Below are 23,764 nucleotides of genomic sequence, written 5' to 3' on the forward strand. Positions count from 1 at the left end.
CCTCCACGGGGCTACTGTCAACTCAGCCGAGTACCTGGGGGCTTGACGTGAGCGGACAATCCAACACCCGCCTGGCGGACCTGTTCGGCCTGGCCGGCTGGTCCAAGGGCGAACTCGCGAGGCTGGTCAACAAGCAGGCGGCGGCCATGGGCCACCCCCAGCTGTCGACCGACACCTCCCGGGTGCGGCGGTGGATCGACACGGGAGAGATCCCGCGCGATCCGGTGCCGCGGGTGCTGGCGGCCCTGTTCACCGAGCGTCTCGGCCGTGTCGTGACCATCGAGGACCTCGGTCTGGTACGGCACGGGCGTAGCGGGAAACGGCAGGGCGACGGGATCGAGGAACATCCCGACGGCGTGCCGTGGGCGCCCGAACGGACCGCCGCGGTCCTCACCGAATTCACGGGAATGGACCTCATGCTCAACCGACGCGGCTTGGTGGGCGCGGGTGCCGCGCTCGCCGCGGGATCCACACTCAGCAGCGCCATGCACGACTGGCTGCACACCGACCCGGCCCTGAAGGCCGACGCCCCCGTCCTCGACGACCCCCTGCACGCCGACCCCGCTGGGTTCGACCGTTACGAGGCCGCCCCCATCGGGTCGCAGGAGATCGAGGAACTGGAGCGCTCGGTCGAGGTGTTCCGCGCCTGGGACGCGGCCCGCGGAGGCGGGCTTCAGCGCAAGGCGGTCGTGGGCCAGCTCAACGAGGTGGGCGGCATGCTCGCCTACCACCATCCACCCCATCTCCAGCGGCGCCTGTGGGGCGTCGCCGCCAACCTCGCCGTCCTCGCGGGCTGGATGTCGCACGACGTCGGCCTGGAGCCCACGGCGCAGAAGTACTTCGTCATCGCCGCCCACGCGGCCCGTGAGGGCGGCGACCGGCCCCGTGCGGGAGAGGCCCTGTCCCGGGCGGCCCGGCAGATGGTGCACCTGGGCCGGCCCGACGACGCGCTGGACCTGATGAAGCTCGCCCAGTCCGGCTCCGGCGACAGCCTCCAGCCGCGCACGAAGGCGATGTTCCACACCATCGAGGCCTGGGCGCAGGCGTCGATGGGCAAGGGCCAGGCGATGCGCCGCACCCTGGGCCAGGCGGAGGACATGTTCGTCGCCGACCGGGGCGACGGGGAGCCGCTGGACTGGATGCAGACCTTCAAGGACGAGGACCTGTACGGCATGCAGGCCCTTGCCTATCGCACGCTGGCGGAGTACGACCCGGGCGCGGCCGCGCACGCCCAGTACTACGCGGAGAAGGCGCTCGCCCTGCGCGTCGACGGGCGGGAGCGGTCGAAGATCTTCGACCACCTGTCCATGGCATCGGCCTGCTTCATCGCCGACGACCCGGAACAGGCCGACCGCTTCGCCCGGCTGGCCCTGATGTCCATGGGCTCGAACTCCTCCCGGCGCACCTGGGACCGGCTGCGCCAGATGTACCAGCTCACCGCCCAGTACGCCGAGTACCCGAAGATCCACGAACTGCGGGAGGAGATCAGGAACGCCCTGCCCAAGCCGAGGTCCAAGGGCAGCAGCGCACAGGCGTGAGCGCTCAGCCACAGGGGGCTGAGCACTCAATTCCCCGGGCGGTGCCCCGAGTTCACGTGGCGGCCTTGTTCACGTGGTGACCTTGGCGTTCACGTGGTGATCCAGGCGTTCACGTGGTGACCCTGGCGACGAGCACGCACGCGTCGTCCTCGCGTCCGGCTCCGCCGAACTCCTCGACCAGCGTCCGTACACAGTCCTGCGCGGTGCGCGCCGCGCCGAACCGTGGGGCGAGGCCGAGCAGCCGGTCCACGGCCGCCGTCGTGATGTGCCCCGGCACCAGCCCGTCGGTGTGCAGCAGCAGGAGGTCGCCCGGCTGAAGGGTCTCCTCTGCCTGCCCGTAGACGGCCCCACAGGTCGCGCCGAGCAGTACGCCGTCCGGCGCGTTCAGCATGCGCCCCGTCCCGTCGCGGAACAGCAGCGGGGCGGGGTGTCCTGCCTGTGCCCAGACCAGGGTGCGGGTCGCGGGCCGGTAGCGGCAGCAGACGGCGCTGCCCAGGGCGGGCTGCACGGTGGCGTCCAGTAACTGGTTGAGCATGCCGAGGAGTTCACCGGGCCGGCTGCCGGCCATGGCCATGCCGCGTACGGCACCGAGCAGCATCGCCATGCCCGAGGCGACGGCCACCCCGTGCCCGGTGAGGTCGCCGACGCTCAGCAGCGTCTCGCCGTCGGGCAGGTCGAGCGCGTCGTACCAGTCGCCGCCGATGAGGGTGCTCGCCGCCGCGGGGAGGTGGTGGGCGGCGAGGTCGAGGGGCCGCGATCCCTGGTGCGGCATGCGCAGGGACCCGAGCCAGGGCGGCAGCACGGCCTGCTGCACCTCGGCCGCGATCCGGTGCTCGGTCTGCTCCTGCCGGCGCCGGCGCTGCAACGAGTCATGGGTCTCGCGCACCGTCCGCTGGCTGCGGCGCAGTTCGCTGACGTCGCGCAGCACCGCCCACATCGAAGCCGTGCCGCCGTCCGCGCCGAGGACGGGCTCGCCCATCATGTGCACGGTCCGCACGGAGCCCTCGGACCGCAGGATGCGGAACTCGCCGTCGATCGGCTTGCCGTCGACCAGGCAGCCCGTCACCATCGCGGTCAGTGCCGTCCGGTCCTCCTCCAGGACCAGCGACGGCAGTTCGTCCAGGGTGAGGGCGGGGCCGGCCGGGTCGCGGCCGAGGATCTGGTACAGCTCGCCGGACCAGGTCGCCTCGTCCGTCAGCAGGTTCCACTCGGCGCTGCCGACCCGGCTGAGCAGCGAGCCGCGCGGAACGGCGGCCGGCGCGGTGCGGACGGGGAGCGCGGTGGCGGGTCCGTCCGGGTCGGACGGCGGCGCCGGGGCCGGGCCGTCCCGGAGCTGCGCCAGGTGGGCGTCCAGGTCGTCGAGTTGGTGCAGCGCGAGGTCGCAGAGGGCGCGCTGCCAGCGTTCCTCCGGGTCCGTGCCGTCGCTGCGGGTGTCCCGCCGTACGGCGTCCACGTCGCCCTTGAGCCGCCGCGTCTGCGTGATCAGCGCCTCGACCGAGCCGCGTCCGGGCGGCTGGGCGGCTGGGCGGCCCGCGGAGACTGGGGACGGCATGACGCACTCCGATGGGGGACGATACGGCCAGCAGGACGGGGGACCGTTACGACTGTGGCACAGCCCGCGACGCCCTGTAAGGGATTTGGCAACACACGATACGGTGGTGCTTCCGGCATATGCCAGAGTCTTCCCGGAGTGATCCGGGCGTATGGACCACGTACGCGCCGGGTGGCTCAAGTCGTAGGAATCCTACGAGAGTTGTCCCGTGCGGGCGATCTTCGCGTAGCGCTCATTCATGCGTTCGAGGCTCCTGTGTTCCCCTGCGTCACCTCCGGCCTGTACCCGTCGAACTCTGACCGGATTTGGCAGCATGTGAAACGCCTCCACGGACTCCATATAAGCATGGACATCACTGTCGAACAGCCCGTGCTCGCCCGGCTCGTCACCGCGGAGGACCAGGAGATCCCCGTGTCGGCCACGCTGCGCTACACCGCGGACGACCCGCTCGCCGTCTTCGTGGACTTCCCCGCCGAGTCCGCCCTGGAGGGCGAGGAGGTCACCTGGACCTTCGCGCGTTCCCTGCTCGACCAGGGACTGCGCGCCCCGGCCGGTCACGGGGACGTGCAGATCTGGCCGTACGGCCGCACCCGGACGGTGGTGGAGTTCCACTCGCCCCACGGCCTGGCCCTGCTGCAGTTCCACGCCCTTGCGCTGCGCCGGTTCCTGTTGCGCACCTACGACGTCGTGGCTCCCGGACAGGAGGATGTGGCAAGGGTGGTGGAACGCGGGCTCAGCGCTCTGTTCGGCGGGGTGTGAGCGGTACCGGGTGACTTTGACTCTTGTTCATCTTCGCCTCATCGCACGGGTATGGACCTTGACGATCACCCCGTGCACCCTGTCGCGCGGCGTGCCGCAAGGGCACTCCAGTGACGAGGACGGGGCGAATGACACCGATCAGCCGAAGAGGCTTCGTGGGACTGGGCGCATCGGTCGCGGCCGGTGTGGCTCTGGGCGCCGGCACCACCCGTACGGCGGCCGCGGCCGCCACGGCGACCGGCACGATCAAGGACGTGAAGCACGTGGTGATCCTCATGCAGGAGAACCGCAGCTTCGACCACTACTTCGGCCGTCTGAAGGGTGTGCGCGGCTTCGACGACCGCAGCGGTATCACCCTCGGCGGCGGCTACCCGGTCTTCAACCAGCCGAACGGGCTGGGCCGCCAGTACCCGTGGAAGCTCAGCGCGACCCCCTCCGCCGGCGGCACGGACGGCGAGACGCTGGCCCAGTGCAACGGCGACCTGCCCCACTCCTGGTCCTCGCAGCACTCCGCCTGGAACAAGGGCCGGATGGACAACTGGGTCGCGGGCGTCGGCAACGTCCGCTCGCTCGGCTATCTGGACCGCTCCGACATCCCCTTCCACTACGCGCTCGCGGACAACTACACCATCTGCGACGCCTACTTCTGCTCCACGCTCAGCGCCACCGGCCCCAACCGCACCTACCTGTGGAGCGGCAAGGTCGACTCCTCCAGCTCCGACGGGGGCGACGAGTCGGGGCTGACCTGGCAGACCTACGCCGAGGCGCTCCAGGCCGCCGGGATGTCCTGGAAGGTCTACCAGAACGCGGCCGACAACTACGGGGACAACGGCTGCGCCTACTTCAAGAACTTCGCGAACGCCAGGGCCGGTGACCCGCTCCACGACCGGGGCATGTCCTCGGTGCCGAGCGTGACCGGCTCGACCCCGGACGACATCGCCGCCGCCCTCAAGGCGGACGTCCTCGCGGGCACCCTCCCGCAGGTCTCCTGGATCGTGCCCAACCAAGCCTTCTCCGAGCACCCCTACGCCCCGCCCGGCGACGGCGCGCACTTCGTCAACCTCGTCTACCAGGCCCTCGCCGCCGACCAGGACGTCTTCGACTCGACCGTCCTGTTCCTCAACTACGACGAGAACGACGGGTACTTCGACCACGTCCCGCCCCCGTCGCCGCCCGCCGGCACGGCCGGGGAGTTCCTCAACGGGGTGCCGTTCGGCTTTGGCTTCCGCGTCCCGATGCTCGTCATCTCGCCCTGGACGCGCGGCGGTTGGGTGTCGTCCGAGGTCTTCGAGCACACCTCGGTGCTGCGCTTCCTGGAGACCTGGACGGCCGCCCTCGGCACACCCGTCAAGTGCGCCAACATCAGCGACTGGCGGCGCGCGGTGAGCGGCGACCTGACCGGGGTCTTCGACTTCGCCAACCCGGTGTACGGCGCGGTCTCCCTGCCCGCGACCGGCGTCATCGGCATCAACACCTGCGGCCCACTGCCCAATCCGGTGCCGACGGACAACGCCCTGCCCGCCCAGGAGTCCGGCACCCGGCCCGCCCGCGCGCTGCCGTACCAGCCGGGCGGCGCCCTGGACCACCTGGAGTTCGACGCGGCCGGCAAGATCCTCGCCTGGTTCACCATGACCAACCAGGGCGCCCAGGCCTTGCGCGCGGCCCACTTCTCCATCCACCCGAACGCCTACCGCGACACCACGCCGTTCCAGTACACGGTCGCCCCGGGCGGCACCGCCTCGGACTTCTTCAACATCGGCACGGGCTTCGGCGGCGGCAAGTACGACCTGAGCATGATCGGCCCCAACCGCTTCCTGCGCCGCTTCCAGGGCGACGCGACCAAGGCGGGCAAGTCGGCGGAGGTGAGCACCCGTTACGCGGTCGAGCCGGGCACGGGCAAGCTGGCGATCTACTTCAGGATGACCAACTCGGGCTCCTCGCCGGTGACGTTCACGATCACCTCGAACCACTACCGGGGCGACGGTCCGTGGACCTACACCGTCGCCGCGGGCGCCTCGGCCGAGGACTACTTCAACGCCGTCGCGTACCAGAACGGCTGGTACGACTTCACGGTGACCGTCGACTCGGACGCGACCTGGTCGCGCCGGTTCACCGGGCACCTGGAGACGGGCGCGGCCAGCGTCAGCGGCTGACCCCGGCGCGGGGGTCGTACAGGTCCGGGCGCGCGGCGAGTTCGACGGCCACCCGGCCGCCGGTCTCCAGCGCCCGGACCCCCGCCTCGGCGACGACGGAGGCCGCGTAGCCGTCCCAGACGCTCGGGCCGGTGACCTCGCCGCGCCGGGTGGCGTCGACCCAGCTCTGCACCTCGCGGTCGTAGGCGGCGGCGAAACGCACGAGGTAGTCCTGCGCCACCTCCTCGCGGGCGCCGCCGCCGCTGGTGACCACCATGGTGTGCTCGTCGCCGATCCGGGCGCTGCCCCTCTCGCACACCGCCTCGCAGCGCACCTGGTAGCCGAAACCGCAGTTCACGAAGACCTCCACGTCGACCAGTGCGCCCCGCTCGGTCTCGAACAGCACGAACTGCGGGTCGAGCAGGCCGGCCGGGGCGCCCGAGGAGGGCGTGGGCCGCAGCACGGTCACCGCCGTCAGCTCCTGCCCGAGCAGCCAGCGGGCCGCGTCGATCTCGTGCGAGACCGAGCTGTTGACCAGCATGGCGCTGGTGAAGTGGTCGGGGGAGGAGACGTTGCGGTGCGTGCAGTGCAGCATCAGCGGCCGGCCAAGGCCTCCCGCGTCCAGCAGGGTCTTCAGCCGCCGGTACTCGGCGTCGTAGCGGCGCATGAAGCCGATCTGCGCCAGCCGGCGGCCCAGCCGCGCCTCGGCCTCCACGACCCGCAGCGCGCCGCCGGCGTCCGGCACCATGGGCTTCTCGCACAGCACCGGCAGTCCCCGGGTGAAGGCGGCGAGCAGCACCTCCTCGTGGGCCGGGCCGGGGGAGGCGATCAGCACGGCTTCGACGCCGGGTGCGTCGAGCGCGGCCTCCGGGTCCGTGTGCACGCTCACCCCGGTGAGTGCGGCCACCGACTCCTTCGCCCGCTCGATGTCGGGATCGGCCACGGCGGCCACCCTGGCTCCGCTCACCACGAGTTCGAGGCGTCGTATGTGATCGGCTCCCATGTGTCCCGCACCCAGTACGGCCACACCCAGCAGGTCACCCATGCGCGCGCTCCCTTACGCCGACGATCACGCCGTAGCGTACGCCGGGCAGGGAGCGCTGCCGGGGGAGCAGTCCGGGGCGGCGGCCCGGGCATCGGCCGGGAAGGAGGGTTCAGTACCGCAGGACCCCGGCGATGCCGTCGGCGTCGCCCAGGGCGCCGTCGGGCACGAAGCGGACGTCGGCGCCGGTCTCCAGGCACTGCTCCACGATCTCGTCCACGATGTCCTCGCGGGACTCCAGGTCGCCGGGTTCGGCCGGCAGCAGATGGTCGCCGAGGTCGTTGGCGGTCGCCCGGAAGTTCTCCTCGACGGCCAGCAGCCGCACCCGGCCGTCGCGGGCGCTCTGCCACAGCTCGTCCAGGCCGGCCGCGTAGGTCCGGTGGCCGCGTGCCGAGGTCAGCTCCCGGAGCACGGACGTGGTGTCCCTGCGGGCCTCGGCCTCCAGCACCGGCCGCAGCGCCTGCCACACGGCCTCCGGGCCGGCGTGTGCGAGGCCGCCGTGCGGGACCTGGACGGCGGCTCCGGCCACGCTGCCGACCTCGTCCAGCAGGGACAGCGCCGCCTGTTCACCGGTGACGTACAGCGGCCGTGGCTGCTCGCGCAGGAGCGCGGCCATGGCGGTGTCCGCCTCGCGCAGGAACCGCCGTGTGCCCTCGTCGCGGTAGGCGCTCGGCGTGTCGCCGATCTGCTCCTGACGCTCGGGGTCGAAGTTCGGCTGCGGGCGCTCCAGCGGGAAGCCGCCGGACTCGTCGGCCACGACGTGCCCCTCGCCGCCGCTCCACAGGGTGACGCGGTCCGCGGAGACCGACAGCACCCAGAAGGGCCGTTCGGCCGCCTGTGCGGCGACCAGGTTGCGGGTGAGGAAGGTGTCCGAGAGGACCACACGCTCGGGGACGGTGCGGGCCAGGGACCAGACCTGGTGCTCGCCCGGGGCGGCGAAGATCACCAGACCGTCCTCGGCGTGTGCCAGGTCCACCTCCGCGAGCGCCCGGTCGAGCTGGGCCACGACGTCGTTGCGCCGCTCACGCGTGACGGACGGGTCGGCCTCCAGGCGCTTGCGTGCCTCGGTGACGACATTGCGCAGCCGGACGGGGTCCTGCCCGTTGTCGGGTTCGCGGCGGTGTGTCGGGGTCAGCACGGACACCGCCGGGTAGGGACGCGGGCGCCGCAGTTCGGCCAGGGTCGCGGGACTCAGTGCGTGCTCCATGACAGCACGATAGGGCCGATTCACCCGTATGGCATTCGGGGTGGGCCGGGCCCGGCGCGCGCGGCAGCTCCCGGTGGGAGCCGGTGACGAGGCGCCCCGCGGCCGGTTACCGTACCCGCCAGTAACCAGACTGTGCCGCAAACTCCAGGAGGCCCCCATGCCGCAGCTCGACGTCGCCGGAGCGGCTCTGACGTACGACGACGAGGGTCCCCGTGACGCCCCCGGGGCACCGCTGGTGTTCGTGCACGGCTGGACCGCGGACCGGCACCGCTGGGACCACCAGGCGGCGCACTTCCGCGCCGGGCGCCGGGTGATCCGGCTGGACCTGCGCGGCCACGGGCAGAGCACGGGGGCCGGGGTGCGCACCGTGGCGGAACTGGCGGACGACGTCCTCGCCCTGCTCGATCACCTCGAGGTCGAGCGGTGCGTGCTGGCCGGCCACTCCATGGGCGGGATGATCGCGCAGACCATCGCCCTGTCCCGCCCCGAGCGCGTGGAGCGGCTGGTGCTGGTCGGCACCGTCGCCCGGATGGCGTACAGCCGGGGGCGGGCGCTGCTCATGGCCGCATCCACCCGGGTGCCGTTCAGGCTGTTCGTCGCGGCGAACATCCAGCGCGCCTTCGCGCCCGGCTACCCGCGCGAGCAGATCCGGGCACACATCCGGGCCTCGGCCGCCGTCCCGCGCGAGGTCGTCATGACGCTGTACGGCGCCATGCGGGCCTTCGACGTCCTCGACCGGGCCGGTGAGATCCGCATGCCCACCCTGATCGTGCACGGCTACCACGACGTCCAGCTGCCGGTGCGGCAGGTGCTGCGGCTGGCCAAGGCCTGTCCGGACGCGGTCGTCCGCATCCTCGACGCAGGTCATGAGCTGCCCCTGGAGAAGCCGGCCGAGCTGACCGACGTGCTGGACCGGTTCCTGGCTGAAAAACTCTGACCGATAGGGCGCTTGGCGAAGTTTTTGCTTGTGGCCGGTCCGTTGCGGCGCCGGCCCGGCAGCAAGGGCTTCGCTGGATTTCGCGCGAGCAAAACATGGCCGGATCATGGGGGCGTGCGTGTCGTACGCGTTACGGCCGCGTTGACTGCCTCGGGCAACTGACGGAGGCTCGAGATATAGATGCTCGATACAACTGGTTTGCCGACTGGAGCCCGGCGCACCGTGGAAGTCACACGTGAGCCCGGGAACAGGCCGCGAACCGGAGGCAGGAGGTAGTGCATGTGCGGCATCACCGGATGGGTCTCCTTCGACCGTGACCTGGCCGCGGAGGCCACCACATTGCATGCGATGACCGAGACGATGGCCTGCCGGGGCCCGGACGACCGCGGCACCTGGACCGAGGGCCCGGCCGCCCTCGGGCACCGCCGTCTCGCGATCATCGACCTTCCCGGCGGCCGTCAGCCGATGTCCCTGTCGACTCCCGGGGGAACCATCGCCATGGTCTACTCCGGGGAGGCGTACAACTTCACCGAACTGCGCCGCGAACTCGAAGGCCGCGGCCACCGGTTCACCACCGACTCCGACACCGAGGTCGTGCTGCACGGCTACCTCGAATGGGGCGACGCGGTCGCCGAACGCCTCAACGGCATGTACGCGTTCGCCGTCTGGGACGGCCGCCACGACAAGCTCGTGATGATCCGCGACCGCATGGGCATCAAGCCGTTCTACTACTACCCCACCCCCGACGGCGTCCTGTTCGGCTCCGAGCCCAAGGCCATCCTCGCCAATCCGCTGGCCCGCGGCCGGGTCACGCTGGACGGCCTGCGCGAGCTGTTCGTCATGATCAAGACGCCCGGGCACGCGGTCTGGGACGGCATGCGCGAGGTGGAACCCGGCACCGTCGTCACCGTCGACCGCTCCGGACTCCGCACGCGTGTCTACTGGCGGCTGCGGACCCTCGCGCACACCGACGACCGTGACACCACCATCGCCACCGTGCGCTCCCTCCTCGACGACATCGTGCGCCGTCAGCTGGTCGCCGACGTGCCGCGCTGCACCCTGCTCTCCGGCGGCCTCGACTCCTCCGCGATGACCGCGATCGCCGCCCGGCAACTCGCTTCACAGGGCGAGCAGGTACGCAGTTTCGCCGTCGACTTCGTCGGCCAGACCGACAACTTCGTCGCCGACGAACTGCGCGGCACCCCCGACGCCCCCTTCGTGCACGACGTGGCCAAGCTGGCGCAGACCGACCACCAGGACATCGTGCTCGACGTGCAGTCCCTCGCCGACCCCGCCGTGCGCGAGCAGGTCATCCGCGCCCGCGACCTGCCGGCCGGGTTCGGCGACATGGACTCCTCGCTGCTGCTGCTCTTCCGTGCCATCCGCGAGAAGTCCACCGTGGCCCTGTCCGGCGAGTCCGCCGACGAGGTCTTCGGCGGCTACCTGCAGTTCTTCGACGAGGAGGCGCGCCGCGCCGACACCTTCCCCTGGCTGGTGCGCTTCGGCCGGCACTTCGGCGACGACGCCGACGTACTGCGCCCGGACCTGGCCAAGTCCCTCGACCTGGACAGCTATGTCGCCGACGGCTACCGCGGCGCGATCGCCGAGATCGACCGGCTGGACGGCGAGAGCGACTTCGAGTACCGGATGCGGCAGATCAGCCATCTGCACCTCACCCGTTTCGTCCGGGTCCTGCTCGACCGCAAGGACCGGGCGAGCATGGCCGTGGGCCTGGAGGTCCGGGTGCCGTTCTGCGACCACCGGCTGGTCGAGTACGTCTACAACGCGCCCTGGGCCCTGAAGTCCTTCGACAGCCGGGAGAAGAGCCTGCTGCGGGAGGCGGCCGCGGACGTCCTGCCGCGCTCGGTGTACGAGCGGGTGAAGAGCCCCTACCCGTCCACCCAGGACCCGCTGTACGCCGTAGCCCTCCAGGAGCAGGTCAAGGAGCTGCTCTCGCAGCCCTCCCACCGCGTCTTCGACCTGGTCGACCGGGACCTGGTCCGGCAGGCCGCGCAGCGCGAGACTCCGGTCAGCACCCAGGTGGAGCGGCGCGGTCTGGAGCGCACCCTGGACCTCGCCAAGTGGCTGGACATCTACGCGCCGGAGGTCGTGCTCAGCTGAGGCCGATGGCCCGCACGTCGACTTGCGCGGTCCGGTCCGCCGCGAGCCGGTAGCCGCCGGTGCCGTCCGCCGGCACCGGCAGCGCGGACCCGTCCGGGCCGCCGAAGGTCACGGCGGTCACCCGGTCCACGCCGCACGCGCGGGCGCCGCGGTCGCTGACGCTCACCCGCACCACGGCCGGCTCGCCGGGCACGGAAGCTCAAGGGGTCTCCCTGTCGATCCGATCCTGATACCCGGTCGCGCCGCTCCTGTCCCCGGTGGTCATCAGTCGTCGGAGCCGGATGTGGCGCTCCAGTCCCGCCCGTCCGCCGGGCAGGAGCTGCCGCTCGGCGGCAGGGAGCCGTACAGCAGGAAGTCGTCGACCGTCCGGTGCACACAGGCGGAGGAGGTGTACCCGGTGTGCCCGTCCCCCTTGTTGTCGAGCACCACGGCCGACGGCCCCAGCCGCGCGGCCGTCTCCACCGTCCACCGGTACGGCGTCGCCGGGTCGCCACGTGTGCCCACCAGCAGCATCTTCGCGGTGTCGACGTTCTTGACCCGGTCACGGATGAAGTCGGTGCCCTTGGGGCGGCCGTAGCACATCAGCAGCTCGGTGAGCCGGTAGCGGCCGAAGACCGGGGAAGCCTGCTCGTACGTGGCCAGCAGGTCCTTGACGTCCCTGGCGAGCCGGGCGGCGTCGGGCCGGTCGGGGTCGTCCGCGCAGTTGACCGCCATCAGCGCGGCCTGGAGATTGTCCGTCGGGATGTTCTGCGGATCGACCGTGCCGTCGCCCGAGCGGACGGGCAGGGCGGAGCCGCCCGAGGCGAAGTTCAGCACGCCGCGGGTGTCGCCGTCCTGGACCAGCGAGGCCAGCGCCCGCTCCAGCGAGGGCCACAACTCCTTGCTGTAGAGGGCCTGTACGAGGGCGCCCACCAGGTCCTGCCCGGAGAACTTGCCGCCGAGGTCGGTGGGGACCGGGTTCGCGTCGAGCGAGTGCACCAGCCGGACGACCTGGTCCCCGGCGGCACGCCGGTCCTGGCCGAACGGACACGCGATGTCCGCCGTACACCAGTCCAGGAAATCGTCCAGCGCGGTCTGCTGCCCCTCGGCCCCTGCCACCCCCTGCTCGGACAGCGGCTCGGTCAGGGTGTCCACGCCGTCGAGGGCGAACCGGCCGACCTTGTGCGGGAACTGCGCCGCGTACACCGCGCCGAGCCGGGTTCCGTAGGAGAAGCCGAGGTAGTTGAGCTTCCCGTCGCCGAGGGCCTGGCGGATGACGTCCAGGTCGCGGGAGGCGTTCACGGTGCCGATGTGGGACAGCACCGGGCCGGAGTAGCGCACGCACTGGCCGACGGCCTTCTTCAACTGCCCGAGCAGCGCCTGCGGATGGTCGAGGACGGCGGCGTCGTCCGTCGTGTCCGATGCCTCGTCGGCGCCGTCACCGCAGCTGACGGGGGAGGAGCGGCCGACGCCGCGCGGGTCGAAGGTGACCACGTCGTAGCCGTTGGTGAGGTCCATGAACTGCCGCCCGCCGGTGGCGAGTTCATCGACGCCCTGACCGCCAGGACCGCCGAAGTTCAGCACCACCGAGCCCTGCGACTTGCCCGTCGCCCGGTAGCGGGCCAGAGCTATGTCGAGGGTGCCGGCGCGGGGCCGGGCGTAGTCGAGCGGCACGGTGACCTTGGCGCACTGCAGGTCCTTCGGCATCTCCGGGCCCTTGCAGGCCGTCCAGGCCGGCTTTTGCCGGTAGAACCGGGACAGATCCGGCTGCGGCCGGTCACCGGGGGCGGCGGGCAGCCCGGCGCCGAGCAGCGCCAGGGCGAGGACTCCGGTACCCGCGCAGCGCCGCACGGCGGGCCGTGTGGACAGCTTGGCCAGCATCGATCGCCTCCCGGGCGCCTCTCGCGGACCGGGGACGGCACCCTCGGATCACCATAAGCGGGCCCCGGAGCGCCCGCCTCCGGACGAGCGGGACCGCGTCGGGTGCCTTATGATCCGCGGCTTTTGTTCCCTGTTGTTGATCATTGAGTGGCTTTACGCGCGGTTCGATAACACTGTCGCTCGACGGGGTGAAAGGCCGATAAGCCATAACTCGGATGGTTCACCCGCGTTTTACGTGGTGCGGGTGAGTGCCCGCGATGATGTCTGGAAGGCAGGGAACCTATGAGACGGGCTACCCGAAACGGTGTGATCGCCGTCGCCGCAGCCTCCGGAGCGATGGCCATGGCGCTGCCGGTGTCCGCCGCCTTCGCGGCCGACGGAGCCACCGCCGACGGCTCCGAGGCCGGCTCGCCCGGGCTGATCTCCGGCAACGGCATCCAGCTCCCGGTGCAGCTGCCGGTGAACGTGTGCGGCAACACCGTGAACGTGGTGGGGCTGCTCAACCCCGCGGCGGGCAACCGCTGCGCGAACACGGACGGTGGCGCTAAGCGCCACTCGGCCACCTCCGGCGGCGCCACCGCTCACGGCGGCGCGCAGGACTCGCCCGGGGTGCTCTCCGGCAACGGCGTCCAGCTCCCGGTCGACCTGCCGGTGAACATCAGCGGCAACAGCGTCGACCTGGTCGGGATCGGCAACCCGGCCCACGGCAACACCTCGGTCAACGGCGGCCCCCGCAGCCCCGAGCCTCCGCGCACCCCGGCCCCCCGCCACCCGGCGCCCGTGAGGCACAGCCCGATCCCCCTCGCCCCGCAGCCGGCGGCGTCCACCCTGGCCCACACCGGAATGGACGCGACCATCCCCGCGGCCGCCGCGAGTGCCGCGCTGCTCCTCGGCGGCGCGGTCCTCTACCGCCGCTTCCGCCCGGCCCGCTCCCGCTGACCCCCACCCCCACCCCCACCGCGCAAGCCCCACCGGTCGCCCGCCCGGTGGGGCCGCACGCGCGTGAAGTACGTTGTCCCGGTGACGGACGGCCTACGCGGGCGATGGCGGGTACTGCCGCGCCGGATGCGCTGTGCCCTGGTGCTGTACGCCGCCGGATTCCTGGAGGGGGCCTGCGCCCACGCGCTGGACCTGGCCCGCGGCGGACCGCACGTCTACGCCGCCTTCGGCCCGCCGCCGTTGCAGGTGTTCTTCGTCGCCCTGGTCGTCCTCGATCCGCTGGCCGCCGTGCTGACCCTGCGGGCACGGCCCTCGGGCATCCGGCTGGCGTGCGCGGTGATGACGCTGGACGTTCTCGCCAACTGGTACGTCAACCGGTCCTGGGTGGCGGCCGATCCCAGCCGGCTGCTGCGGCCGGTGGGGCTGCTGCCGATCAGTCTCTTCGGTCTGTTCGTCGTCGCGACGGCGCCCGCGCTGCTGCGTGCGGTGCGCGGTGCAGCAACGGCTGATCTTCCCGTGGCGCGGCCCGAGTCGATCCGGAAGGATGCGGCACGGCAGTCCGGTCCCGACGGAAATGGAGCGCATCGATGACCCCTGCGGCCCCCCACGACCTCGTCGTCACCCAGGCCACCCTCGACGACTGGCCGGTGATCGCCGGGTGGGCGGCGGCGGAGGGCTGGAATCCCGGTGTGTCCGACGGGCCCGCGTTCTTCGCGCAGGATCCCGCCGGATTCTTCCTCGGCCGGATCGACGGGGAGCCGGTGTCGGCCATCTCGGTCGTGAACTACGGCCCGGACTACGCCTTCCTGGGCTGCTACCTCGTCCGCCCCGACCTGCGCGGCCACGGCCACGGCCTCACCACCTGGAAGACCGCCCTGGCCCACGCCGGGGAGCGCACCGTCGGCCTGGACGGAGTCGTCGCCCAGCAGGACAACTACCGCCAGTCCGGGTTCGAACTCGCTTACCGCACGATCCGGTTCACCGGTACCGCCCTGGTGGGCGAGCCGTCCGCCGGGGTCCGCCCGGCCGGCCCCGCCGACCTCGCCGCGATCACCGCCCATGACAGCGCCTGCTACCCGGCCGACCGTCCGCGCTTCCTCGCCCAGTGGCTCACCGGCCCCGGCCACCGGGCCTTCGTCCGCCACGACGGCACACGCCTCACCGGCTACGGCGTGCTCCGTCCCGGCCGCGACAGCCTGCGCATCGGTCCCCTGTTCGCCGACACCGCCGAGGACGCCCGGGCGCTGTTCGCCGCCCTCACGGCCGAGGCCGCCGGACGTGAGGTCGCCATCGACGTGCCCGAGCCCAACGCGGCCGGCATCGCCCTCGCCGAAGCGGCGGGATTCCAGGCCGTGTTCGAGACCGCCCGGATGTACACCGGGCCGGTCCGCCCGCACGCCCAGCACCGTGTGTTCGGTGTCACCACCCTCGAACTCGGCTGATCCGTGAAGGAGCCACGGCCGTGAGCGACGCCGGTGCAGCTCCCGGACCTGGCCGGCCGAAGCGCGACCAGCCGTAATCCCGTTGATCGGCCGGAGCGGACCTGCTCAGCTGGACGCATGGACCACACAGCAGTGCTTGCCCGCTACGACCGGGACATGCGCGAACGCGCCCGGCCGGACGGCCCCGGTGCCCGGATCGAACGCGTCGGCGGGGTGGTGCGCCAGGTGGCGGACGCCCAGGGCTGGAACGGCGTGCTCTGGAGCGATCTGGACGCGGCCGGTGCCGACCGGGCGATCCAGGATCAGATCGACCGGTTCAGCGCCCTCGGCCGGGACTTCGAGTGGAAGCTCTACGGCCACGACCGCCCGCTGGACCTGGGCGCCCGGCTCGCCGCCGCCGGATTCCGGGCCGAGCCCGAGGAGACGCTGCTCGTCGGCGAGGTCGGCCGGCTCGCCCTGGACGCCGAACCGCCCATGGGCATCCGCCTCGTGCAGGCCGCCGACGAGGCCGGCGTCGACCTCGTCGTGGACGTGCACGAGAAGGCCTTCGGCACCGACGGCACCCGGCTGCGGCACCAGCTGCTCGCCCGGCTGGCCGCCGACCCCGGCGCGGTCGTCGCCGTGGTCGCGCTCGCCGGCAGCGAACCGGTCAGCGCCGCGCGCATGGAGCTGGTGCCCGGCACCCCGTTCGCCGGGCTGTGGGGCGGCGGCACCGTCGAGGCCTGGCGCGGCCGGGGCATCTACCGCGTCCTGGTGGCCCACCGCGCCCGGCTCGCCGCCGCCCTCGGCTACCGCTACCTCCAGGTCGACGCCTCGCCGATGAGCCGCCCGATCCTCGAGCGCCTCGGCTTCCACGCACTGAGTACCACCACGCCGTATCTGTACGGGGGGTGACCGCGCAGGCGCCCCGACCGCGGCCCCGCCGAGAGAGGCGCCCTCTTTCCCCGCGGGGAGCGCCGGTTCATTGCCGGGACTTTCTGTTCACCGGTCCTTCATGCCATGTACCTTTCAATCAGTCCACGCGTGTAGAACCCTCAACCCGGCTCTACGCGCGCAGACTTGGCGGCCCCACACACCGCCGCTCCCCACCCTTCATGGAGGTTCGCCGGATGCTTGGATCCAGGAGATCCCGCCGCAGACTCACCACCGCCCTGGCCGGATTCGGGCTGCTCCTCACCGGAGCCGCCGTCCAGGTCGGCGCCAGCACCCCCGCCCACGCGGCGACCGCGCATCGCGTGCTGTTCGACAACGCCCACGCCGAGACGGCCGGCAACGCCGACTGGATCATCTCCACCAGCCAGCCCGACCCGCTCGGTGAGAACTCCTCCCCGTCCGCCGAGACCGACTGGACCGGCGCCCTGTCCTCCTGGGGCGTGGCGCTCCAGAAGACCGGCGGCTACAGCCTGAAGACGCTGCCCTCCGGATCCAGCCTGAGCTACGGCGGCTCGTCCGCGCTCGACCTGTCGAACTTCGACACGCTGGTCCTGCCGGAGCCCAACACGCTGTTCACGAGCGCCGAGAAGACGGCGATCATGAACTTCGTGAAGAACGGCGGCGGGCTGTTCATGATCTCCGACCACACCGGAGCCGACCGCAACAACGACGGCTACGACGCGGTCCAGATCCTCAACGACCTCATGACGAACAACAGCGTCGACTCCACCGACCCGTTCGGCTTCTCGATCGACTCGCTGAACATCGCCTCCGACCACCCGGCGGCGATCAGCGACAGCACCGACCCGGTGCTGCACGGCTCCTTCGGCACCGTCACCAAGAGCCTCATCGCCAACGGCACCACCGCCACGCTCAAGCCCGCCGACAACTCGTCGGTCAAGGGCCTGCTCTACCGCACCGGATACTCCGGCAACACCGGAGCCTTCTTCCTGACCAGCACCTACGGCAGCGGCCGGGTCGCCTTCTGGGGCGACAGCTCCCCGATCGACGACGGCACCGGCCAGTCCGGCAACACCCTGTACGACGGCTGGAACGACTCCAGCGCCACCAACGCGGCCCTCGCGCTCAACGCCACTGCGTGGCTCGCCGGTTCGGGCACCAGCAGCGGCGGGGGCGGAGGCGGAGGGGGCGGCGGCACCGGCACCGGCACCTGCACGGCCGCCCAGCTGCTCGGCAACCCGGGCTTCGAGTCCGGCAACTCCACGTGGAGCGCCACCAGCAATGTCATCACCAACTCCAGTGGTGAGTCGGCTCGTTCGGGCTCTTACTACGCCTGGCTCGATGGCAACGGCACCGCCACGACCGACACCCTCTCGCAGTCGGTGACCGTCCCGTCCGGCTGCTCGACGGCCACGCTCAGCTTCTACCTGCACATCGACACGGCCGAGACCACGACCAGCACGGCCTACGACACCCTGAAGGTCCAGGTCCTGAACAGCTCCGGCACGGTCCTCGGCACCCTGGCCACGTACTCGAACCTCAACGCGGCATCCGGGTACACCCAGCGCAGCTTCGACCTCAGCAGCTACGCCGGGCAGACCGTCACCCTGAAGTTCACCGGCACCGAGGGCTCCAAGTACCAGACGTCGTTCGTCGTGGACGACACCGCGCTCAACGTCGCCTGAGCAGGCTGCACAGCTGAACGGGGTGGGCCGGCCGGGCCCACCCCCACCTGCGTCAGGCCGCCGGAACCGTCCACTCCGGCGTGTTCCAGCCCGTGACCCGCACGCCCGGTGCCGAACCGTGCAGGCCGGCCGTGCGGTACGTGGCCGTCAGCGTCACCGACTCGCCGGGCCAAAGGCTCACCTCGTCGTCCGACCAGCGCACCGGCAGCACCGGTGTGCCGTGGGCGTCCACGAGATGGACGTCGGTCAGGAGGGCCGGGGTCGTCCCGGTCCCGGTGTTGCGCAGGGTGACGGTGGTCGTCGACGTACCGTCCGACGACTCCGTGGCCGCCGTCGCCGACACCGGCACCGAGGCCATCGAGGCGAGCCCGCTGAGGTCGGCGTAGCTCGTCGTCGGCGTGTAGTACCAGGTGGTGCCGGACCAGTCGAGGGTGTCGGGGCGGGTGGAGAGCCAGTACACGTTGCGGCTCACCTCCTTGCCGGCCGCGTCCGTCAGGTCCAGGCGGAGCAGATGGGTCGCCGACGGTCCGCTCACCGAGGCCGGCAGCGTGAGCGCGGTGGTGTGGGCGCCGTCCCCGTTCACCGACACCGCGCTCACCTTCTTGTCGTACCTCTGTGTGCCGTCGGGGTCGAACAGCGTGGCCCGGGCGGTGAGTCCGTGTGCCGCGTCGTGCCGGCGGTTCACGACGGAGACCGAGCGGTCGTCGTAGCCGTACTGGATGTGCAGCGGCTCGTTCGCCTTCTTCGCACCGAAGTAGGCACCGCCCTGGTCCAGGTAGCGGTCCGTCAACTGCCAGTGCAGGGACGTCCAGCCGCTGTTGAACATCCAGTGGATCACCCCGGTCGACGGCCCGGCTGCGTCCGTGGCGTTGCGCGCGTACGCCTCGAACTGGGCGCGGACGTTCTCGTACTGGGCCAGCTGGGCCTTGCGGACGTAGTCGGCGAGGCTGGTGGGGGCGCCGTAGCGGCCGGACAGGGCGTTGTCGTAGATCGTCAGTGTGCCGAAGACGGGGGAGGGGGAGCGGTGGTACTGCTTGACGCCCGGGTCCTTCCAGAGGGTGTCGAGTTCGGCCGGGGTCAGCATGCGGCGCAGGGTGTCCAGGGTGGGGATGCTCGGGCCCGCGCTGGTCTCGGAGTTGAAGCCGGTGGCCCCGCCCTCGCGCTTGGCGTACCAGTAGCCGGGCGGCACCCAGTCGTACGGCCCGGTCATCTTCATGCCCGAACTTCCAAGCTGCGGCGAGGAGTTGTCCGAGGCGGCGGAGACCACCGGGTCCGGCCAGTCGGCGGCCCGCAGGGCGTCCAGATAGGTCTTCTCGATCTTCGCGTCGGGCGCGAAGTCGCTGCCGATCAGGAAGGAGAGCACGCTGGGGTGGTCGCGCAGCCGGGTGGCCTCGGCGGCCATGGACGCCTTCGCCACCGGATAGTCGGCGTCGGTCCACGGCTCCCCGGGCTCGCCGTCGCCGTTGACGTTGCCCTCCCACTTGTCGCAGCACTCCCAGCCCGGGAGGGTGAGCACGCCGTAGCGGTCGGCCAGGCCGAAGAACTCGTCCGGCTCCAGATGCCCTTCCAGGCGGATCGTGTTCAGGCCGAGGTCGACGGCGTACTTCAGCCGGTCCTCGACATAGCGGCTGTCCCAGCGCAGGAACTCGTCGGGCGACCAGCCGCCGCCCCTGACCAGCAGCGGGCGGCCGTTGATCCGGTACTGCCGGGCGCCGGCGGCGTTCAAGGGGGCCTGGACGTCGCGGATGCCGAAGCTCTCGTGCGCGGTGTCCGACGTCGTACCGGCGACGGACGCCCTCAGGTCGAGACCGTACAGCGGCTGTCCGCCCATTCCGGCCGGCCACCACACCTTCGGGGCGGTCAGGTGCAGGCCGGGGGTGTCGGCGGGGGAGAAGGAGACGGTCTTCGTCTCGTGCGCGGCGAGCGGGACCTGCCGGGTGAAGGTCGTCGTGCCGATGGTGCCGGTGATCTCGGCCGTGACCGGAGCGCCGGTGTCGTTGCGCGCCTGCGCCCTGACCGTGAGGCCGGCGGTGGCGAGGGACGGCACGGCCAGTTCGGTCACCACGTGTGCGTCGCGCAGTGCCACCGGGCCGCCCCTGCGGACCAGGACGTCGCGGACGATCCCCATGTTCCGGTCGGGCGGCGGCTGGAGCCAGTCGATCCAGCCCGTGGTCAGGTCCCTGTCCGGGTCGTTGGGCTGGATCCGGAAGGCCACCGTGTTGGTGCCGGGCCTCACCAGTGAGGTGACGTCCAGCTCGTGGTGGGTGTAGGTGCCGGCCACATCCTTGGCACTCGCGACCTGGTGGCCGTTGACATATACGTCGGCCGCCGAGACGACTCCGCTGAAGTCGAGGTAAGTGCGCCGGGCGGTGTCCTGGACGCCGAAGTCGGAGCGGTACCACCAGGGGACCTGGAAGTCGGCCTTCGGGATCTTCTGCTGGTCGACCGAGAAGAACGGATCGGCGTAGACGCCGTCGGCGAGCAACGCGGCCAGCACCGTGGAGCGGGGGCCCGCCGGGTACCAGCCCGTCGCCGGATAGCCGGGCGAGGACAGGGCGGCGGCGGAGTCGGTCACCTTCGCCGAGGACTGGATGGCGTATCCGGCGAGCGGGGTGCCGGCGCCCGCGGCGGAGGGCACGCGCGTGACGGGGCCCGACGACGCCCGGTGCGGGGCGCCGGCCCAGGCACCGCTGGTGAGCGAGCCGAGCAGAGCGAGGACCAGGGCGGTGACGGCGTACCGGCGTGCCGCGGGGGCGGGGCGAGGGAACACGGCGGTCTCCAGGCTCGTAAAGTTAGGAAACTTTACTAACCTGGCTCACGCTAGGGCGCCGCACCGGCCATGTCAATGAGCGTGGCCGAGGGCGGACTTCGGCGGGTCAGGCGCCGCCCGCCCGGCGCGCGAAGACCAGGTCCCGGGCGGTGTCCAGCGCCGTCGCCACCGCGCCCAGCAGCACCGCGTCCTCGCCGAGCCGGCTCGGGGCTATGCGCGGGCGCAGCGGGGTGAGGGTGCGCAGCCGCTCCTGGACCGGGCCGAGCAGCAGGTCGACGCTGTGGCCGACACCGCCGCCGAGCACCACGAGATCCGGATCGAGCACGGCGGCGGCCGCCGCCACGGTGTGCGCGATCCGCTCGCCCTCCAGCTCCACCGCCCGCACGGCCGCCGGATTGCCCTGCCGGGCCGCGTCGAAGACGGCCTTCGCCGTGAGCTGCCCGCTCATCCCGAACTGCCGGGCGGCCTCCACCACGGCCACTCCGGACACCGCGTCCTCCAGTCGCTCCGGCTTCTGCCGCCCCGGCCAGGGCAGGAAGCCGATCTCGCCGGCCAGTCCGTGCGCCCCGGTGAACAGCCGTCCCTCGCTGACCACGCCCATGCCGAGGCCGGTGCCGATCAGGATGTACGCGAAGAGCCGGCTGCCGGTGCCCACGCCGTACGCGTACTCGCCGAGCGCGGCGAGATTGGCGTCGTTGTGCACCTCCAGCGGCACGGCCAGCTCCTCGCGCATCCGGTCGACGAGCCCCGCGCGTCCCCAGCCCGGCAGATGCATCGCGTACCGCACCCGCCGCTGCTTCTCGTCGTAGACGCCGGGCGTGCCGACCACCCCGTGCACCACGTCGGCCGGGTCCACGCCCGAATTGGCGATCACCTGGCGGGCGGTGCCCACGACCAGGTCGGCCAGCGCGGCGGAGGTGCGGGCCCGGTTGCGTACGTCGGCCCGGGCGACCATCGTGCCGTCCAGGTCGGCCACCGCCACACGCAGCCAGCCGCGGCCGATGTCCACGCCCAGGGCGTGCCCCGCCGCCGGGTCGGGGGCGTAGAGCACGGCGGTGCGTCCGCGCTCCGGGGCGTGGGTGCCGACCTCGTGCACCAGTCCGGCCGCCGCCAGCGAGGCCAGCGCGCTGGAGACCGTCGGCTTCGACAGCCCGGTCTCGCGGGCCAGTTGCGCGCGCGAGGCGGCGCCCTGGGCGCGCAGCCGGTCCAGCAGCAACCGCTCGTTGGTGCTGCGCAGGCGCCGGCGGCTCCAGGGCTGTTCGTGCTGCTCTACGACGTCGCTCGCGGCCATCGCACCATTCTCATGCATTTCTGACGCCTACTTGACGCAGCTAGTAAGGCTCCTTAACTTTATCGCCCAGTCAGCCCGGCCCGGGCGAGTGCGCAGGCGGACGGGCCGCGCGCCCGTCGCGTCAGGAGTCCCCATGTCCGGTAGCCCGCCGCCCACGGGCGGCTTCCTGCGCCGTGTCGGCCTGTTCCAGGCCACGGCGATCAACATGAGTCAGATGTGCGGCATCGGCCCGTTCGTGACGATCCCGCTGATGGTCGCCGCGTTCGGCGGCCCGCAGGCGGTCATCGGCTTCGTCGCGGGCGCGGTCCTCGCGCTGTGCGACGGACTGGTCTGGGCGGAGCTGGGCGCCTCGATGCCCGGTTCCGGCGGCAGTTACCTCTATCTGCGCCAGGCCTTCACGTACCGCACCGGCCGGCTGATGCCGTTCCTGTTCGTCTGGACCGCGATGCTCTTCATCCCGCTGATCATGTCCACGGGTGTGGTCGGCTTCGTGCAGTACCTGGGCTATCTCGCCCCCGGTCTCGGGCAGACGGCGGGCGATGCGATCGGGCTCGGCATCATCGCCCTGGTCGTCATCCTGCTCTGGCGCGGCATCGAGCACATCGCCCGCATCACCGCCGTCATGTGGACCGTGATGATCGCCTCGGTGCTTCTGGTGATCACCGCCGCAGCCACCGACTTCAGCCCGCACCTGGCCTTCACCTACCCGGCGGGCGCCTTCGACCTGACGAGCAACCATTTCTGGCTCGGCTTCGCCGCGGGCCTGACCATCGGGATCTACGACTACCTCGGCTACAACACCACGGCCTACATGGGCGCCGAGGTCAAGGACCCCGGCCGTAACCTCCCGCGCTCGATCCTCTTCTCCATCCTCGGCATCATGGCGATCTACCTGCTGCTCCAGATCGGCACCCTCGGTGTGATCGACTGGCACCGGATGACCGATCCGCACGACATCGCCGCCACCTCGGTGGCCTCCGCGGTGCTGGAGAAGACCTGGGGCAAGGGTGCCGCCGACACGGTGACCGTGCTGATCCTCGTCACCGCGTTCGCCTCCGTCTTCACCGGCCTGCTCGGCGGCTCCCGCGTCCCCTACGACGCCGCCCGCGACCGCGTCTTCTTCCGCCCATACGCGAAGCTGCACCCGAGGCACCGCTTCCCGATGCTGGGTCTCGCGACGATGGGCGTGATCACCGCGGTCGGCTTCCTGATCGGCCGGCACACCGACCTTGCGACTCTGATTCAGTTGCTCACCACGGTCATGGTGATCGTCCAGGCGCTCGCCCAGATCGTCGCGTTGACCGTGCTGCGCAGACGGCAGCCGGACCTGCCCCGCCCGTACCGGATGTGGCTCTACCCGCTGCCGAGCATCCTCGCGTTCGCCGGCTGGTGCGTGATCTACGGATACGCCGACAAGAACTCCCCGGGCCGCCACCCCATCGAGTGGTCCCTGGCCTGGCTGGCCCTTGGCTGCGTGGCCTTCCTGGTCTGGGCCCGGCTGGAGAAGGTGTGGCCGTTCGGCGCGAAGGAGATCGCCGAGGAGGGCAAGTCGGAGGACAAGTCCCTTGAGGTGAGCTAGAGTTACGGCAGTCTTC

At 71.6% G+C, this 23,764-nt stretch carries 18 protein-coding genes; 11 read left to right on the forward strand and 7 right to left on the reverse strand.

The features are described from left to right. Positions 1-47 precede the first annotated feature (47 nt). Complete coding sequence (locus A6P39_RS37125; protein WP_067051736.1) at positions 48-1,538, forward strand: DNA-binding protein NsdB; 1,491 nt, start codon at positions 48-50, stop codon at positions 1,536-1,538. 109 nt (positions 1,539-1,647) lie between these two features. Here A6P39_RS37125 and A6P39_RS37130 read toward each other — a convergent pair whose 3' ends face one another. Continuing rightward, on the reverse strand, positions 1,648-3,090 hold the full coding sequence (locus A6P39_RS37130; RefSeq protein ID WP_067051735.1) for a PP2C family protein-serine/threonine phosphatase: 1,443 nt from the start codon (positions 3,088-3,090) through the stop codon (positions 1,648-1,650). 345 nt (positions 3,091-3,435) lie between these two features. Between A6P39_RS37130 and A6P39_RS37135 the strand changes: the two genes are divergently transcribed. Together A6P39_RS37135 and A6P39_RS37140 are read left to right on the forward strand one after the other, a co-directional pair. Continuing rightward, entirely contained in the window at positions 3,436-3,849 is a 414-nt protein-coding gene (locus tag A6P39_RS37135; RefSeq protein ID WP_067051734.1) for an SsgA family sporulation/cell division regulator, read from the forward strand. A gap of 128 nt (positions 3,850-3,977) precedes the next feature. Further along, positions 3,978-6,002, forward strand: coding sequence for a phosphocholine-specific phospholipase C (locus tag A6P39_RS37140; protein WP_067051733.1), 2,025 nt, complete (start codon positions 3,978-3,980; stop codon positions 6,000-6,002). On the opposite strand, the gene A6P39_RS37145 is transcribed toward A6P39_RS37140, so the two are convergent. Both A6P39_RS37145 and A6P39_RS37150 read right to left on the reverse strand, forming a co-directional pair. Further along, positions 5,992-7,026, reverse strand: a complete 1,035-nt coding sequence (locus tag A6P39_RS37145) for a Gfo/Idh/MocA family protein (RefSeq protein ID WP_079133623.1) — start codon at positions 7,024-7,026, stop codon at positions 5,992-5,994. The genes A6P39_RS37140 and A6P39_RS37145 overlap by 11 nt on opposite strands. Before the next feature lie 109 nt (positions 7,027-7,135). Then, positions 7,136-8,230 carry a baeRF3 domain-containing protein gene (locus tag A6P39_RS37150; protein WP_067051732.1) on the reverse strand — a complete coding sequence of 365 codons (1,095 nt, stop codon included), beginning with the start codon at positions 8,228-8,230 and terminating at the stop codon, positions 7,136-7,138. Between the two features lie 157 nt (positions 8,231-8,387). On the opposite strand from A6P39_RS37150, the gene A6P39_RS37155 reads away from it, so the two are divergent. Next, positions 8,388-9,167: an alpha/beta fold hydrolase gene (locus A6P39_RS37155; RefSeq protein WP_067051731.1), complete on the forward strand. Its 780-nt coding sequence runs from the start codon at positions 8,388-8,390 to the stop codon at positions 9,165-9,167. A 279-nt stretch (positions 9,168-9,446) separates the two neighbouring features. Next, entirely contained in the window at positions 9,447-11,288 is a 1,842-nt protein-coding gene (asnB, locus tag A6P39_RS37160; RefSeq protein WP_067051729.1) for an asparagine synthase (glutamine-hydrolyzing), read from the forward strand. Here the strand turns inward: asnB and A6P39_RS37165 are convergent. Further along, complete coding sequence (locus tag A6P39_RS37165; protein WP_067051727.1) at positions 11,281-11,481, reverse strand: hypothetical protein; 201 nt, start codon at positions 11,479-11,481, stop codon at positions 11,281-11,283. The two genes, asnB and A6P39_RS37165, sit on opposite strands and share 8 nt — an antisense overlap. A gap of 71 nt (positions 11,482-11,552) precedes the next feature. Beyond that, a complete protein-coding gene (locus A6P39_RS37170) occupies positions 11,553-13,148 on the reverse strand; it encodes an alpha/beta hydrolase (RefSeq protein ID WP_067051725.1) in 1,596 nt (531 codons plus the stop codon). Positions 13,149-13,454: 306 nt separating this feature from the next. Here A6P39_RS37170 and A6P39_RS37175 point away from each other — a divergent pair, with 306 nt between their 5' ends. The 5 genes from A6P39_RS37175 (at position 13,455) to A6P39_RS37195 (ending at position 18,108) form a co-directional block, all read left to right on the forward strand. Next, positions 13,455-14,087: a chaplin gene (locus A6P39_RS37175; RefSeq protein ID WP_067051723.1), complete on the forward strand. Its 633-nt coding sequence runs from the start codon at positions 13,455-13,457 to the stop codon at positions 14,085-14,087. A 63-nt stretch (positions 14,088-14,150) separates the two neighbouring features. Continuing rightward, positions 14,151-14,678, forward strand: a complete 528-nt coding sequence (locus A6P39_RS37180; protein ID WP_199840919.1) for a hypothetical protein — start codon at positions 14,151-14,153, stop codon at positions 14,676-14,678. Then, a complete protein-coding gene (locus A6P39_RS37185; protein WP_067051721.1) occupies positions 14,675-15,529 on the forward strand; it encodes a GNAT family N-acetyltransferase in 855 nt (284 codons plus the stop codon). Before A6P39_RS37180 ends, A6P39_RS37185 begins: the two co-directional genes overlap by 4 nt. A gap of 117 nt (positions 15,530-15,646) precedes the next feature. Then, positions 15,647-16,423 (forward strand): GCN5 family acetyltransferase, encoded by a 777-nt coding sequence (locus tag A6P39_RS37190; protein WP_067051720.1) that lies wholly within the window; start codon positions 15,647-15,649, stop codon positions 16,421-16,423. A 215-nt stretch (positions 16,424-16,638) separates the two neighbouring features. Further along, positions 16,639-18,108, forward strand: a complete 1,470-nt coding sequence (locus A6P39_RS37195) for a hydrolase (protein ID WP_067051719.1) — start codon at positions 16,639-16,641, stop codon at positions 18,106-18,108. A 52-nt stretch (positions 18,109-18,160) separates the two neighbouring features. Here the strand turns inward: A6P39_RS37195 and A6P39_RS37200 are convergent, their stop codons facing one another. After that, positions 18,161-20,878: a glycoside hydrolase family 2 protein gene (locus tag A6P39_RS37200; RefSeq protein ID WP_067051718.1), complete on the reverse strand. Its 2,718-nt coding sequence runs from the start codon at positions 20,876-20,878 to the stop codon at positions 18,161-18,163. Positions 20,879-20,984: 106 nt separating this feature from the next. Then, complete coding sequence (locus A6P39_RS37205; protein ID WP_067051717.1) at positions 20,985-22,169, reverse strand: ROK family protein; 1,185 nt, start codon at positions 22,167-22,169, stop codon at positions 20,985-20,987. A 133-nt stretch (positions 22,170-22,302) separates the two neighbouring features. Here A6P39_RS37205 and A6P39_RS37210 point away from each other — a divergent pair, with 133 nt between their 5' ends. Continuing rightward, on the forward strand, positions 22,303-23,748 hold the full coding sequence (locus A6P39_RS37210; RefSeq protein WP_079133622.1) for an APC family permease: 1,446 nt from the start codon (positions 22,303-22,305) through the stop codon (positions 23,746-23,748). The last annotated feature ends 16 nt before the right edge of the window (positions 23,749-23,764 follow it).

This window comes from Streptomyces sp. FXJ1.172, from assembly GCF_001636945.3.
GTDB lineage: Bacteria > Actinomycetota > Actinomycetes > Streptomycetales > Streptomycetaceae > Streptomyces.

Bases quoted from the DNA above. Each gene is read 5' to 3' on its own strand.
- A6P39_RS37130 (WP_067051735.1), bottom strand. From the start codon at position 3,090: ATGCCGTCCCCAGTCTCCGCGGGCCGCCCAGCCGCCCAGCCGCCCGGA.
- A6P39_RS37135 (WP_067051734.1), top strand. From the start codon at position 3,436: ATGGACATCACTGTCGAACAGCCCGTGCTCGCCCGGCTCGTCACCGCG.
- A6P39_RS37140 (WP_067051733.1), top strand. From the start codon at position 3,978: ATGACACCGATCAGCCGAAGAGGCTTCGTGGGACTGGGCGCATCGGTC.
- A6P39_RS37145 (WP_079133623.1), bottom strand. From the start codon at position 7,026: ATGGGTGACCTGCTGGGTGTGGCCGTACTGGGTGCGGGACACATGGGA.
- A6P39_RS37150 (WP_067051732.1), bottom strand. From the start codon at position 8,230: ATGGAGCACGCACTGAGTCCCGCGACCCTGGCCGAACTGCGGCGCCCG.
- A6P39_RS37155 (WP_067051731.1), top strand. From the start codon at position 8,388: ATGCCGCAGCTCGACGTCGCCGGAGCGGCTCTGACGTACGACGACGAG.
- asnB (WP_067051729.1), top strand. From the start codon at position 9,447: ATGTGCGGCATCACCGGATGGGTCTCCTTCGACCGTGACCTGGCCGCG.
- A6P39_RS37170 (WP_067051725.1), bottom strand. From the start codon at position 13,148: ATGCTGGCCAAGCTGTCCACACGGCCCGCCGTGCGGCGCTGCGCGGGT.
- A6P39_RS37185 (WP_067051721.1), top strand. From the start codon at position 14,675: ATGACCCCTGCGGCCCCCCACGACCTCGTCGTCACCCAGGCCACCCTC.
- A6P39_RS37190 (WP_067051720.1), top strand. From the start codon at position 15,647: ATGGACCACACAGCAGTGCTTGCCCGCTACGACCGGGACATGCGCGAA.
- A6P39_RS37195 (WP_067051719.1), top strand. From the start codon at position 16,639: ATGCTTGGATCCAGGAGATCCCGCCGCAGACTCACCACCGCCCTGGCC.
- A6P39_RS37205 (WP_067051717.1), bottom strand. From the start codon at position 22,169: ATGGCCGCGAGCGACGTCGTAGAGCAGCACGAACAGCCCTGGAGCCGC.
- A6P39_RS37210 (WP_079133622.1), top strand. From the start codon at position 22,303: ATGTCCGGTAGCCCGCCGCCCACGGGCGGCTTCCTGCGCCGTGTCGGC.